Raw genomic sequence first — 12829 nt, 5'->3', positions numbered from 1 at the left:
ATAATCTTAATTGATTAGTATAGAATTGCTGATATGGCTCAGTCGGTAGAGCGCATCCTTGGTAAGGATGAGGTCCCCAGTTCGATTCTGGGTATCAGCACCATTACAATCTAGTGTTTAATCCTAGAATAAAGAATTTGCTTGGTGACAATAGCCTTGTGGAACCACCTGATCCCATCCCGAACTCAGAAGTGAAACGCAAACGCGCCGATGGTAGTGTGGGGTCTCCCCATGTGAGAGTAGGTCATCGCCAAGCGCCTAATTATCTCATTGAGATGTAACCAAGCCAGCTGAATAAGCTGGCTTTTTTGCTTTTGTAATCTGTAACATTATTTGCACTAATAGTAATGCTGCCGACTGTAAGTATTGCTATTAGCTTTGTTGGCGAGTCTTTTCTTCCCCTCAATACACAAGCTTTGCTTCCAGATTTTTCACTATTAATCGATAAAAAAAAGCAGCCAGAAGGCTGCTTTGAAGTGGTACTTTCGCATTAGGTTGCTTAAGCTTCTTTAAGCCACTGGGCAGCACGTTTAGCGAAGTAAGTTAAAATACCGTCTGCGCCTGCACGTTTAAAGCAGAGTAGGGACTCCATGACGATGGCCTTTTCGGCTAACCATCCATTCTGGATTGCAGCCATATGCATGGCGTATTCACCACTGACTTGATAGGCGAATGTTGGCACTGCAAGTTCAGTTTTAACGCGATGCACTATATCTAAATACGGCATACCTGGTTTAACCATCACCATATCTGCTCCTTCTTGGATATCGAGTGCGACTTCATGCAAAGCTTCGTCACTGTTCGCTGGATCCATTTGATAGCTATGCTTATTGCCACCTTTGAGGTTACCCGCTGAGCCTACGGCATCACGGAATGGACCGTAGTAGTTTGAAGAGTATTTTGCCGAGTAAGCCATGATTTGGGTGTTGACGTGCCCTGCCGCTTCTAATGCTTGGCGAATCGCGCCAATACGGCCATCCATCATGTCCGATGGTGCAATGATGTCAGCTCCAGCATCGGCGTGTGACAGTGCTTGCTTCACTAAAATCTCGGTGGTGATATCGTTAAGGATATAACCCGTTTCGTCTATGATGCCGTCTTGACCGTGAGTGGTGAAAGGATCTAGTGCCACGTCAGTCATGATGCCTAGCTGTGGAAAGGCTTTTTTGAGCTCGCGCACTGCACGTTGCACTAGGGCATCTGCGTTATAGGCTTCTTCTGCCATTAATGTTTTTTTCTCTGCAGGTGTCACAGGGAAAAGTGCGATCAATGGGATACCTAACTCAACCAGTTCTTCAGCTTCTTTCAGTAGCAAGTCTATCGAGTAGCGTTCAACACCGGGCATAGAGGCTATTTTTTCACTGCGATTAGTGCCTTCTAGAATAAACATTGGGTAAATCAAGTCATTGACAGTTAGATGATTTTCGGCCATGAGGCGACGGCTAAAATCATGTTTACGCATGCGGCGCATTCTACGCTGAGGGAAGGCACTGGTAATGATATTCACATTTGACTCCTAATTAGGTACTGGTCTTGCTTGATCCGACAAATACAAGCTGACTTGATTACGCCCACCGTTTTTTGCTTGGTAGAGGGCTTTATCTGCTTGTTCTAGTAATTTAGTACTGTGTTGATCGTGGGTCACTATATCGGCACTGACTCCGATACTGATAGTCAAAGGTATCGCTTCACCTTCCCATTCAAAATGAATAGAGGCAACAGCGTCTCTTATTGTTTCAGCAACTTGGAGTGCACCTTCTGCAGTTGTATTAGGAAGGATGATAGCAAATTCCTCCCCCCCAAAACGTGACACTAGATCCGTTGGCCGTTTTAAATGCTGCTGTAATGTTTGAGCTATTGTACGTAATGCTTGATCGCCTGCAAGATGACCGAATCTGTCGTTGATCAGCTTGAAGCGATCAATATCAAGCATTAACAGTGCTATGGGTGTTTCTTGCCTGCGACTGATCCGGCTTTCAGCGATTAAACGTTTATCAAAGGCACTGCGGTTTTTGACCCCAGTTAAACTGTCGATAGTGCTTTGTTCGGTGAGCTTTTGATTCACCTCATGCAATTCTCTGAGGGTGATTTCCAGTTCTAAAGTACGCTCTTGCACCATTTGTTCGAGTTTCTCATTGCTCTCGGCTTCCGCTTTTAGGGCTTCTTCCCGCGCACTACGAATTTTTTGTGCTTGCTTTAAGGCTTCTTGCTGGATACGCAGTTTAGCTTTACGCTCATCGTTATAACGAATGGCAAGTACCAAAGACATAAAGATGATTTCAAATGTCAGCCCAAGCATCACAGGCGTTTGCGGTTTTAAATTGAGGTCAATCACGCTGAGATATAGCAAGCTACTGATGCAAGCGCCTGTCAGCATACTCACCCAACCTACAGTATACATACGGGCCAGTTTATGGCCATTGATGGCCTGAGTAATGGCAAAGACCATGAGGACCAAGCTGAGTACAGCAACTGAAATGATCTCAATATATAACGCTGTACCATATTGGATGAAAGGTGTGGCAAGTCCCACACAGAGGATATACACAGCACTATAGCGACAAGTGAGTAACATACGGCGGTTTAAATATTTGAGCTGTAATATTTTTTCAGTAAACATTAACGCAAATGCCATAACGATTGGCAGTAAAAACGGCACCATAACTTGCTGTAATAGCGGCCAGTCTGGCCAGAGGAATCGGAAGGCAAAACCGTTAATCGTGGCAACGAGTAAGGTCATGCTAAGTACATAGCCAGAGTAATAGCTGTAGCTGAATGAGCCCGATGCTATGGCGATAAAAAGACTAAAAATGCCAATTGCGGCAAGTACACCGAGTTGGAATCCATGCTCAACGGCGGTAGATTCGGCAATTTGAGCTAAGTCATTAGAAGACCATAGGTTTAATGGTACTGCAGCACTACCTTCAGTTTGAATATGCAGATAGAAAGTATGGGAGTCATCTGTGTTGATTTTGAAAGGATATAGGAAAATATTACTCAAGAATGGTCGATCCTCATAGGGGAATATATCACCCATCAGCACAGTATTCATGAGTTTATTATTGACTAAATGGTAGATAGTTACCTTGTCTAACAAAGGGTTATCTAGCGCTAAAATGCGCGAAAGTGTTTCGTCAGGGCTGGTTAAGCTGAAACTGAGCCAAAAATCATGGCCGCTGAGTTTTTGAATGTCTTTATTGGTAAAGTTATGCCAATCAGTTTTTGGCAAAGCTTGTATTTCGGCCAGTTCTTTTGCTGGTGTAGGGTGGCTGACCATTAACCAAGGCGTAAGGTTTAAAGGCGTCGTGGTTGACTCGTCAATGCTCAATAGGGTTGCCAAGGCCTGTGTTGGGCATATCCATAGCCACAGCAAGAGTATGAGTGGCATGTTTTTGTTAAGCATGGATTCGATCCAAATTAAAAAACGCTAAGCTATTTTGGTAGCAACGTTTTGCAAACTCATCCGCATCTTCTCCGCGTAGGTTTGCAATATAATTTGCGATATAAGGAAGGTATTCGGGCTTGTTTTTGCTCGATTTAGGCTTGGGCCGCATACTACGGGGGAGTAGGTAAGGGCTATCTGTCTCGATTAAAATGCGATTCTGCGGAATAAAGGGAACGAGTTGCGCGAGTTCTTGGCCGCGTCTTTCATCGCAGACCCAACCTGTTATGCCTAAGTGTAAATCGAGGTCAATATAGGCTTCCATCTGTGCGTGAGTGCCAGTGAAACAATGCAAAAGCGCGCCACTAAGCTGTGGGCGATATTCCCGCAGGATAGCAATAAAGTCTTCGTGGGCATCGCGTTCGTGCATTAGCACCGGCATTTGCAGTTCAACGGCTAAGGCGAGTTGGGCAATAAAAGCTTGGCGCTGGATAGGTCTCGGGGAGAAATCACGATTGTAGTCTAAACCACATTCGCCAACGGCAACCACTTGCGGTGCGTGACAGAGTTCAGCTTGTCGAGAGTTTGAGCCATCATGCCAACCACTGGCATGGTGGGGATGCACACCAGCAGTGCAGTAAAGTTGGTTAGGATATTGCTCGCATACAGCAATGGCTGCCGCACTTTCAGTTAAATCGCTGCCAATAACAATTAACGGCGAAACCCCTTGGTCCGCCGCTGCTTGTATTATCGATACAGTATCTTGTTCGAGTGCGCTGCCAAGTAAATTGACAGCGATATCTATGTATGAGGGCATTATTTTAGGCGTTTTACCCGAACCTTGGCATTGCGATCATCGGTACCCATTAAAAAAGAACCTAAAGCGGCTTTTTCAATATAGACAGTTTCACCTTGCTTAACATTGTACTTACGGCCATCAGTTTGTTTCCATACCTGACTGTTAGTGAAAGTCACTTTAATGGCTCCGTAAGCATCTTCAGCTATAGATTGAATCTCTAAATAAATCTTATCGACAGTATTTTCTTGAGCACGCTTGGCTTCCATCCCAAAGTCATCGGCAATTTTTGCCGCTGGCGTTTGGGGGGCGGTTGTCACTATCGCAGCTGCAGTCGTAGGGGCTGCAACTGTTGCTACTGTAGCCGGTATCGCTTGAGTGCTAATGGTGTTAGGTGTCATGCCTTTTACGCTTTCTGCTAGCTTGTCATAGCAAATCAAGCGGTCGAGTTTATCGGCGGTTGCTGCACATTGGGTTAGCTGCTGTTCAATGCTGGCATTTGCTTGGACAGATACAAGCATTATCACTGCCGTGATAAGAGTTAAGCGCATGAGAATGTTCCTTATTATATTATTCCCCTAACGCCTTCGAGGGCGTTAGTCGTTTGTTTGTTCAGTATCTTCGCCTGACTCGTCATCTGGTTTGCTGTAGAAACGAGCCGCTAATAAACCGCCTTCGAACAATAACAGCATTGGTACAGCAAGCATAGTCTGGGAAATCACATCCGGTGGGGTTAATAGCATGCCGACGACAAAGGCGCCCACTATGATATAAGGACGTTTTTGCTTGAGATCTTCAGGTGTAGTGACACCTGACCAGCAGAGTAAAACAACGGCAATGGGGATTTCAAAGGATAGACCAAAGGCAAAGAACAGCTTCAGAATAAAGTTAAGGTAACTAGTAATGTCTGTCGCAACTTGAACTCCCTCAGGCGCATTGTTAGCAAAAAAACCAAAAACAACAGGGAATACAAGATAATAAGCAAATGCAATACCGAGATAAAACAATAAGGTACTGCTGAATAGCAGTGGCATCACTAAGCGTTTTTCATGTTTATATAAACCCGGTGCCACGAAGGACCAAATTTGAAATAACACGTAGGGCACTGCCACAAAAAATGATAAAACGAGGGTTAGTTTGAAAGGTGCAAAAAATGGTGCAGCGACATCCGTCGCAATCATGCTGCCACCAAGAGGTAAAGACTGCATTAAAGGTATTGCCATGTAGTGGTAGATATCATTTGCCCAGTACACACTACAAATGAACACTAATAACACACTGGCAATGGATTTTAGCAGCTTGGACCTAAGTTCAAGCAAATGGCTGATAAGTGGCTGCTGTTGCGACATGAATTATCCGTTGGCTTTCGGGTTAGAACTGGTATCCACGCCCTGAGATGGCTCACTTGAAGCAGCGGGAGAGGCCGATGTTGGACTCGCCTCTACAGTGGCTGTTGGATTAGTTTGGCTAGCTTGAACTAGATTCACTTGAGCAGGTGTGTGAATTTGATTCTCAGGCGCAGGGGTGTCTTTTGACGGATCCTGAACCTGATAAGGGCGGTTCACTGACTGTGCCGCTTGCTTTAGTTGCTCAATAGACTCTTTGAGTTCAGGTGAGAGGTTAGATAAACCTTTGCTCTCGGCTTTTTTAAGATCGGCATGTAACTGCTCGATCTTCAGCTCCTGCTCAAGTTCTTCTTTTACCGAGTTCGCCATGCGTTTCATCGCACGGATCCAACTCGTTACCGAACGCACCGCAACCGGTAGACGTTCGGGGCCAAGAACCACTAGCCCCAAAACACCGATCAGCAGCAGCTCCATAAAGCCGATACCGTCAAACATAAAGAGTTACGCCTGTTCTTTGTTAGACTCAGGTTTCTTTTCAGTCGCCTGTTGAGTTGTTTGCGCTGTTTTAGCCGCTTCGGTGTCTTCTAATGCCTTCTTGTCTTCTTCTGAAGACATGGCGTTTTTGAAGCCTTTAACCGCACCACCTAAATCACCACCCAAAGAGCGTAATTTCTTAGTTCCAAACAACAAGACAACGATTAACGCAACGATAAGCAGTTGCCAAATACTAATACCACCCATGAAGGTATCCTCTTAATTGATATCGGTTCTATTATGAACCTCTGATTAATTAGTGCTAGCTAAAATTTGCGATTCTTTGGCCTAGATCGCCATCCTACAAACCACAATATCATGCCTGAAATTAGACAAACATAAGGGGTCCATAGTGTAGCGTCTCTATTAATCAATAACGTGCCACAGATCAATAAAACGGCAGAAGTGATAAGCAAGTAGTTACTCTTGTGTGCCTGCTGCTGATATTTCAAATACTTATCTAGCATTTGTTGCTGAGAACTCAGCAATTTCCTGCCTAACTTAAGATTATCGTAAATTAGTTCAGGGAATTCAGGTAGTTTATCAGCCCAATATGGCAGTTTTGTGGATACCTTTTTAAACATAGCTTTAGGACCGACTTGGTCGGCCATCCACTGCTCTAAAAAGGGTTTGGCGGTTTGCCATAAATCCAACTGCGGATACAGCTGACGACCTAAGCCTTCGATGTAGAGTAAGGTTTTTTCCAACAATACCAATTGCGGTTGCACCACGATATCGAAGTGGCGCGCAGTGCGGAATAATTCCAGTAACACATGACCAAAGGAGATCTCGTCGAGCGGCTTGTTGAACATAGGTTCACACACCACTTTGATGGCCTGTTCAAAAGCTTGTAGATCGGTTTTTTCCGATACCCAGCCAGACTCAATATAGAGCTGGGCAATTCTGTGATAATCGCGATTAAAGAAGGCGAGGAAATTCTCGGCGAGATAGCGCTTATCGACTTCGCTGAGTGTGCCCATAATGCCGCAGTCGAGCCCAATGTAGTATGGGTTCTCAGGATGATCGCGGGAAATAAAGATATTGCCCGGATGCATGTCGGCATGGAAAAAGTTATCGCGGAATACTTGGGTAAAAAATAGTTCAACACCCCGCTCGGCCAATAACTTAAAGTTGGTACCTTGCGCTTTAAGGGCGGCAATATCCGAGACAGAAATACCGTAAATACGTTCCATCACCATCAGGCGTGGATAGCAAAACTCTTCATACACATAAGGCACATAGAGCGCATCTGAGTTGAGGAAGTTGTTGCGTAGCTTGACTGCGTTTAAGGCTTCGAGCTTAAGGTTTAACTCGCCTAAAATGGTCACGCGGTAATCTTCGATCACTTCAGCAGGGCGCAGTCGGTTACCTTCACCGAGGAGGTATTCAATCAGTTTGGCCGTTTGCGACATCAACTGCAGATCGGCTTGAATCTTGGCTTCTACATTCGGGCGTAGCACCTTAAGTACGACGTCTTTGCCGTTAGATTTGAGGGTCGCGGTATGCACCTGAGAAATAGAGGCTGAGGCCAGTGGCGTTTCATTAAAGTCATCGAATAGCGATTCAATCGGCGCTTTTAGCTCAGCTTCAATCGCTTGGCGGGCAAGTGCACCATCAAAGGGCGGCACCTTGTCCTGTAGCATGGCCAATTCACTGGCCCATTCATCGCTGAGTAAATCGCGGCGGGTTGAGAGCATTTGCCCAAGCTTGATATAAACGGGGCCGAGTTCCTGCATCGCCAGTTTTAAGCGTTCGCCACCGGGCTTATTTTTATGCTTATTGCGGATCCAGAATAGGCTGTTACGGGCGAGCTTAAAGTACCAAGGTGTCATCTTTGGCGGCAATACGTCATCTAACCCGTACTGAAGTAAGGTCTTGATGACGTGGTAACCGCGGCGGATACTGGCAAAGGTCATGGCTTAATTTGGTCTCTTAATTGGGCAATCCGTTGTTCAATCGCGCGAGTGTCGGCAACTAAATCATCCATTTGATCGCGAAAGTGCATTAACTCAATTGGGTGCGGTGCGAGGCGATACTCTTCAACTGCGAGTTGCCCTAAGTGGGAGCGGGTTTTACGCAACACTTCGAGTGCAAAGTCTTTTGCCAGATGGCTAGAACAGATGAGTTTGTGAGTGGGACCATCACCTAAATAACGGGAAACTGGCTCGGCAAAGTCAAACTCGATACCGCGTAGATATTGGCTAAAGCTTTGTAATAAATTGAGATCGCCCTCAAGCTTGAGTTTATCTTGCTTGATTAGTTCAGTTAGGTTGGCGCCTTCGGACACGCGGTAAAGCGTCGTCGCATCGGCATGTAGACTGACATCAACATCGCCTTCATAGCGGCTCAGTACTTGGATCTCTTTGGCAAACACTAAATAGAATGGCCAGCTGAGCTGCGATAATTGGATACGAAACACTTTGCCATGCAACTGGCGCTGGCGCGAATAATCGTCGCCCGCTTGGGCCTGAAGTTTTTTCAGACCCGTTTCAATTGCGGCGCAGGCAAGCAGCACAACTTCTTGCGGCATCATTAGAATTTATAACCACGGTGCAATGCGACAATGCCGTCGGTCATGTTGGTGTAGTCGACTTGTTCAAAGCCTGCATCAACCATCATTTGCTTTAATGTATCTTGATCTGGATGCATACGAATCGATTCAGCCAGATATTCATAGCTGTCGGCATCTTTAGTGATGAGTTCGCCCATCTTAGGTAAGACTTTGAAGCTATATAAATCATACACTTTGCGCATGATTTCATGCTGAGGCTTAGAGAACTCAAGCACTAATAACTTGCCACCGGGCTTAAGCACGCGGTTCATTGAACGCAGTGCTGCATCTTTATCCGTCACGTTACGCAGACCAAAGGCGATGGTAATGATGTCGAAGTGGTTATCGGGAAACGGCAGTGCTTCGGCGTTGGCTTGCACATAACTGACATTGTTGACTATGCCCTTGTCACGCAGTTTAGTGCGCCCGACTTTCAACATGGAATCGTTAATGTCAGCTAAAACCACTTCACCTTTATCGCCCACTAAGTGAGAGAATTTTGCGGTTAAGTCACCTGTGCCGCCGGCCAAATCGAGCACTTTCATGCCGGGACGTGCGCCAGAGACTTCAATGGTGTAACGCTTCCAAAAACGGTGAATGCCGAAGGACATCACATCGTTCATTATGTCGTACTTAGCGGCAACAGAATGAAACACGCCGGCAACGAGTTCAGCCTTTTTATCGGCCTCTACGGTTTTGTAACCAAAGTGGGTACTTTTAGATTCGCCCTCAGACATCAATGTGTTCCTATTGTTTTGCAATGTATTAGTTGCGAGTGTAAGCCATCGCCTGCATTTGCTGAATCTTTGATCTATCACTCTGTGATCGAGCTAGTAAACTAACTGCAATGCCTTAGCTTGAGGCACTCCTGAACAGTCGTAGGATTAAGTGCTTAGCGACCACGTAAAATGGACTGGCATTAGACCACAATATCAGGATTTGGTGAATAGCTTAGCGTCCAGTTGGGTGCAACTGGTGATATTCATTGCGCCAAAAATTGCATGCGAGCCTGCACATAAGCGTAGATAAGCTCGCTTAGGCTTTGGCCAACATCCCTAAAACCGGCTTCAATCCCAGCTTCGTGGCAACTTGGTGCAGCCTCGGCTAAATGCAAATATGCGCATGGGCAGTGGCGGGCGATATAGCTGACATAATGCGCCGCATCGAGCAATGGCACACCTGCAGCGGTTGAAGCGCTACTGGGCATTTTAGCGATAGCATCGACGTCAAGTTCTAATCCTACGGGTAAACCTGTGTCATTTAGTTTGGCGGCGATTTCAAGTAAAGCTTGGTTAAGGCTGATTTCACGGCGAACCCAAATTTGTTGCAAGCTATGCCAAGTTCCCCCAAATTCGCTGAGTTGGCTTAGGTTGGCTTCGCTGTTTTTTAACTCGTGTAAACCCAGTACATGGTAGCAACCTAAGGCGCCGCGATCGGCTGCATAACTAAAACCATTGCCGCTGTGACGGCCTTCGAGCAGGCGAAAATCCGAATGAGGATCGAGATTCACCGCGGCGACTTGGCGTTGGTAGTGGCCGTAGGTTGCCATCAACAAACCATAGGCATTGTTGTGGCCGCCGCCGATGAGTATGGGTTCTAAACCCGCTTTTAAAATAGCACTGACGATACAGATCACGCGCTCATCGAGTAGTTCCACTGCATCACGTAATTCATCTAAGGTGACGTCACTGTTAGCTGTTGTATTGCTCGTAGTTTGTTGCTGCAGATCGGCGGTGTTCACTTGGCCTAACACTAGGCATTCGGCGCCAGAAAGAAAACGATTCGATTGTAAATTGAGCCATTGGCGCATACTGGTTGTGAACGCATCGGTTGCACCGCCGCGGCCTAAATTAGCACGTGGGCCTATATCTTCGCCAACGCCGATAATGGCAAAGCATGCACCGTGAGCTTTTGCAGTCGCGAGTATGGTCTCTAACGTGTGTTCGTGATTGGCCAGGTGGACGCATTGGCCTAGCTTAGTTTCGCCCGTTCTTGTGCTGACGAGTGAGGCGATATCGGTATGGGTAAAAGGAATAAATTCAGGCATAGATTGATATTCTTATTCGGCCAGAGTCGAGCTATTGTGGCCAGAGTAGGGCGAGGATTCAATGGGGAAACGCTGAAAATAGTGAATAAAAAAGCCAGCTTAGCTGGCTTTCTTGACTGAACAGTGAGACTACTCAATGTCGAGTGGTTCAGGTGATAAAATCACACCTGTGTTATCAGCATAAATGTGATCGCCGGGTAAGAAAGTCACACCGCCAAAATTGACTGGAATTTCCACTTCGCCCACTGAATTGCTATCAGCACCCACTGGAATAGAGGCAAGGGCCTGAATTCCAATGTCTAACTCTTCCAATGCATCCACATCGCGCACAGAACCGTAAACGATAATGCCTTCCCAGTTGTTGCTGACCGCAAGTTCTGCGATAGCGCCATCGATCAGCGCACGGCGTAATGAGCCACCGCCATCAATGAGTAAGACTTTACCTTGGCCATCCTCTTGTAGGACTTCGGTAATTAGGCCGTTGTCTTCAAAGCACTTGATGGTGCTAATAGAACCGCCAAAAGAGCTACAACCACCGTAGTTACTGAACATGGGCTCGACTACATCTACGACATCTAAGTACATGTCACATAGTTCTGAGGTGTTGTATTCCATATTTACACTCCTATTGATCCGCGTTGCGTACAGTTTAGCGAGTTTACGCCAGTATAAAAGGGATTATTGAAAAGAAAAGTGTTATCAATCACGGTATTGTTGCCACTTGGCTGTTAACACATCTGTAGTAAATTTTCGTCACACTATAGAATTTATTCGGTAAAACTTGATATTGGTCATTAAATAACGGTTTTTTATTACAACTCTGTTGCGCACTTTGGTATTATATCCCAAGTTTAAATTAACTTACTTAACTTAATTTGCTTTAGGGGCATGGACCCCCCGTTACGCTTATGGACGGTAGAGGGCCTTCGAGAGGTGCCTATGGAAGCTGTAAATACGATTGAAATTATTGGTTATTTTGCCTCTATAATGGTGGCGATCTCTCTAATGATGAAGAATATCATTTGGTTGCGATGGTTGAATTTTGTAGGATGCACTCTGTTTGTGGTTTATGGGGTGTTTATTTCTGCTTGGCCTGTGGCCGGCATGAATGCGTTTGTTGCTTGTATTAATATTTACCATTTGACAAAAATTTACCGTGCTAAGGCAAATACTCCCGCCGCAGCCTAAGTTTTATTGGATTGTGTTGCTCTTGAGATTAACGTTTAGAGCAACACAATATCCTGTCTCAGTCCTATCGCTATTTCTAAATAAATCCCTTAGCCCCAGCATAACGTCCCTAGAATCCTTCTAGATCAAAACCTCAGCCATGCTTCTTGTCATAAAACCTTCGAGCAGATGTCACTTAGCCGTCACAGGTCTTTCTTAGTCTCAAGCTATCTAATAGTGCTTTAGCTAATGTGATTTAGGTTTAACTATTAGCAAACAGTAAATTAGCCGTGAGCAGTCAATAACGAATTCAATCGTGAATAGAGCCTTGGTGAGTCGGTTGGTTGCAGACTAAGCACTCTAAGCGTCGTCGAGAGAATGCACAGATTAACATCGCAGTAAAACTCGCTGGTATGCCAGCAAGGAGCCTGTTTTATGTTGAGTTACGTTGCAGACTTAGATAAGCGAATGTTTTGCCATATCGTGAGCTTCACCCAGCACCATGGTTTATATGCCCATGCAAAGCGGGTGTCAGCGAGTGGCGATGGGCATGTGTATTTATATTTGTCCGTGGGTTTGATGCTGACGCACGCTCAAGGGCAGGCTCTATTTAATTTGATGTTAGCGAGTTTTTTGGTTGAGTTACCTCTGTATTTACTATTGAAAAATAGTATTCGTCGCACACGGCCATGCCATGCATTAGTGGGATTTGAGAGTGGTTTTGAACCATCGGATCGCTTCAGCTTACCGTCTGGTCATACAGCTGCGGCCTTTGTGATGGCAACGAGCGTGGCGCAAATCTATCCAGCGGCAGCTCCTGTTGCGTATTTATGGGCTTTTAGCATAGGGGGCTCACGTATTGCACTTGGCGTGCATTATCCCTTAGATATTCTGGCGGGAGCCTCATTGGGGATTGGGTCGGTATTGCTGGTTCATCCAGTGATTTAATTCAAATATGCGCCTGTTAATCATTTTATTAGTGGGAATTCTCCTTCACTCATCAGTT

The 12829-nt window shown here is 45.6% G+C and carries 14 protein-coding genes, 1 tRNA gene and 1 rRNA gene; 4 read left to right on the top strand and 12 right to left on the bottom strand.

From position 1 onward, the window contains the following. Positions 1–27 precede the first annotated feature (27 nt). Positions 28–103: transfer RNA gene (locus ACHA99_RS09110), tRNA-Thr, on the top strand. Positions 104–140: 37 nt separating this feature from the next. Beyond that, a 5S ribosomal RNA gene (gene rrf, locus ACHA99_RS09105) occupies positions 141–256 on the top strand. A 243-nt stretch (positions 257–499) separates the two neighbouring features. On the opposite strand, the gene hemB is transcribed toward rrf, so the two are convergent. The 12 genes from hemB to rraA form a co-directional block, all read right to left on the bottom strand. After that, the gene (gene hemB / locus ACHA99_RS09100) at positions 500–1507 is read right to left on the bottom strand and encodes a porphobilinogen synthase (protein WP_105251204.1); all 1008 of its coding nucleotides are present in this window, start codon (positions 1505–1507) and stop codon (positions 500–502) included. Positions 1508–1516: 9 nt separating this feature from the next. Further along, positions 1517–3403: a diguanylate cyclase gene (locus ACHA99_RS09095; RefSeq protein WP_393942299.1), complete on the bottom strand. Its 1887-nt coding sequence runs from the start codon at positions 3401–3403 to the stop codon at positions 1517–1519. Further along, complete coding sequence (locus ACHA99_RS09090; RefSeq protein WP_393942297.1) at positions 3396–4199, bottom strand: TatD family hydrolase; 804 nt, start codon at positions 4197–4199, stop codon at positions 3396–3398. The genes ACHA99_RS09095 and ACHA99_RS09090 overlap by 8 nt, the downstream gene beginning before the upstream one ends. Beyond that, positions 4199–4729, bottom strand: coding sequence for a hypothetical protein (locus ACHA99_RS09085; RefSeq protein ID WP_393942295.1), 531 nt, complete (start codon positions 4727–4729; stop codon positions 4199–4201). The genes ACHA99_RS09090 and ACHA99_RS09085 overlap by 1 nt, the downstream gene beginning before the upstream one ends. Positions 4730–4774: 45 nt before the next feature. Beyond that, on the bottom strand, positions 4775–5527 hold the full coding sequence (gene tatC, locus ACHA99_RS09080) for a twin-arginine translocase subunit TatC (RefSeq protein WP_393942293.1): 753 nt from the start codon (positions 5525–5527) through the stop codon (positions 4775–4777). A gap of 3 nt (positions 5528–5530) precedes the next feature. Continuing rightward, positions 5531–6019: a Sec-independent protein translocase protein TatB gene (gene tatB / locus ACHA99_RS09075; RefSeq protein WP_263173020.1), complete on the bottom strand. Its 489-nt coding sequence runs from the start codon at positions 6017–6019 to the stop codon at positions 5531–5533. A gap of 6 nt (positions 6020–6025) precedes the next feature. Next, the gene (gene tatA / locus ACHA99_RS09070) at positions 6026–6265 is read right to left on the bottom strand and encodes a Sec-independent protein translocase subunit TatA (RefSeq protein ID WP_006083329.1); all 240 of its coding nucleotides are present in this window, start codon (positions 6263–6265) and stop codon (positions 6026–6028) included. 59 nt (positions 6266–6324) lie between these two features. Continuing rightward, positions 6325–7974: a ubiquinone biosynthesis regulatory protein kinase UbiB gene (gene ubiB / locus ACHA99_RS09065; protein WP_131523492.1), complete on the bottom strand. Its 1650-nt coding sequence runs from the start codon at positions 7972–7974 to the stop codon at positions 6325–6327. Further along, a complete protein-coding gene (locus tag ACHA99_RS09060; RefSeq protein WP_263170154.1) occupies positions 7971–8591 on the bottom strand; it encodes an SCP2 domain-containing protein in 621 nt (206 codons plus the stop codon). The genes ubiB and ACHA99_RS09060 overlap by 4 nt, the downstream gene beginning before the upstream one ends. Continuing rightward, positions 8591–9346, bottom strand: coding sequence for a bifunctional demethylmenaquinone methyltransferase/2-methoxy-6-polyprenyl-1,4-benzoquinol methylase UbiE (ubiE, locus tag ACHA99_RS09055; protein ID WP_006083326.1), 756 nt, complete (start codon positions 9344–9346; stop codon positions 8591–8593). Before ubiE ends, ACHA99_RS09060 begins: the two co-directional genes overlap by 1 nt. A gap of 245 nt (positions 9347–9591) precedes the next feature. Next, entirely contained in the window at positions 9592–10656 is a 1065-nt protein-coding gene (locus ACHA99_RS09050; RefSeq protein ID WP_393942287.1) for a formimidoylglutamase, read from the bottom strand. 129 nt (positions 10657–10785) lie between these two features. Next, positions 10786–11271 carry a ribonuclease E activity regulator RraA gene (gene rraA, locus ACHA99_RS09045; protein WP_263164270.1) on the bottom strand — a complete coding sequence of 162 codons (486 nt, stop codon included), beginning with the start codon at positions 11269–11271 and terminating at the stop codon, positions 10786–10788. A 324-nt stretch (positions 11272–11595) separates the two neighbouring features. On the opposite strand from rraA, the gene ACHA99_RS09040 reads away from it, so the two are divergent. Further along, complete coding sequence (locus ACHA99_RS09040) at positions 11596–11844, top strand: YgjV family protein (protein ID WP_113940145.1); 249 nt, start codon at positions 11596–11598, stop codon at positions 11842–11844. Between the two features lie 414 nt (positions 11845–12258). Next, on the top strand, positions 12259–12771 hold the full coding sequence (locus ACHA99_RS09035; RefSeq protein WP_105251216.1) for a phosphatase PAP2 family protein: 513 nt from the start codon (positions 12259–12261) through the stop codon (positions 12769–12771). Positions 12772–12829 lie beyond the last annotated feature (58 nt).

Source organism: Shewanella sp. S23-S33, from assembly GCF_043359565.1.
In the GTDB taxonomy this organism is placed as follows: domain Bacteria; phylum Pseudomonadota; class Gammaproteobacteria; order Enterobacterales; family Shewanellaceae; genus Shewanella; species Shewanella oncorhynchi.
Note: the sequence above shows the minus strand (reverse complement) of the source record. Positions and strands in the feature narration are given on the sequence as shown.

What these genes read in the sequence shown, in the direction of transcription:
- ACHA99_RS09095 (WP_393942299.1), bottom strand. Translation starts at nt 3,403, where the DNA reads ATGCTTAACAAAAACATGCCACTCATACTCTTGCTGTGGCTATGGATA.
- ACHA99_RS09090 (WP_393942297.1), bottom strand. Translation starts at nt 4,199, where the DNA reads ATGCCCTCATACATAGATATCGCTGTCAATTTACTTGGCAGCGCACTC.
- ACHA99_RS09085 (WP_393942295.1), bottom strand. Translation starts at nt 4,729, where the DNA reads ATGCGCTTAACTCTTATCACGGCAGTGATAATGCTTGTATCTGTCCAA.
- tatC (WP_393942293.1), bottom strand. Translation starts at nt 5,527, where the DNA reads ATGTCGCAACAGCAGCCACTTATCAGCCATTTGCTTGAACTTAGGTCC.
- tatB (WP_263173020.1), bottom strand. Translation starts at nt 6,019, where the DNA reads ATGTTTGACGGTATCGGCTTTATGGAGCTGCTGCTGATCGGTGTTTTG.
- tatA (WP_006083329.1), bottom strand. Translation starts at nt 6,265, where the DNA reads ATGGGTGGTATTAGTATTTGGCAACTGCTTATCGTTGCGTTAATCGTT.
- ubiB (WP_131523492.1), bottom strand. Translation starts at nt 7,974, where the DNA reads ATGACCTTTGCCAGTATCCGCCGCGGTTACCACGTCATCAAGACCTTA.
- ACHA99_RS09060 (WP_263170154.1), bottom strand. Translation starts at nt 8,591, where the DNA reads ATGATGCCGCAAGAAGTTGTGCTGCTTGCCTGCGCCGCAATTGAAACG.
- ubiE (WP_006083326.1), bottom strand. Translation starts at nt 9,346, where the DNA reads ATGTCTGAGGGCGAATCTAAAAGTACCCACTTTGGTTACAAAACCGTA.
- ACHA99_RS09050 (WP_393942287.1), bottom strand. Translation starts at nt 10,656, where the DNA reads ATGCCTGAATTTATTCCTTTTACCCATACCGATATCGCCTCACTCGTC.
- rraA (WP_263164270.1), bottom strand. Translation starts at nt 11,271, where the DNA reads ATGGAATACAACACCTCAGAACTATGTGACATGTACTTAGATGTCGTA.
- ACHA99_RS09040 (WP_113940145.1), top strand. Translation starts at nt 11,596, where the DNA reads ATGGAAGCTGTAAATACGATTGAAATTATTGGTTATTTTGCCTCTATA.
- ACHA99_RS09035 (WP_105251216.1), top strand. Translation starts at nt 12,259, where the DNA reads ATGTTGAGTTACGTTGCAGACTTAGATAAGCGAATGTTTTGCCATATC.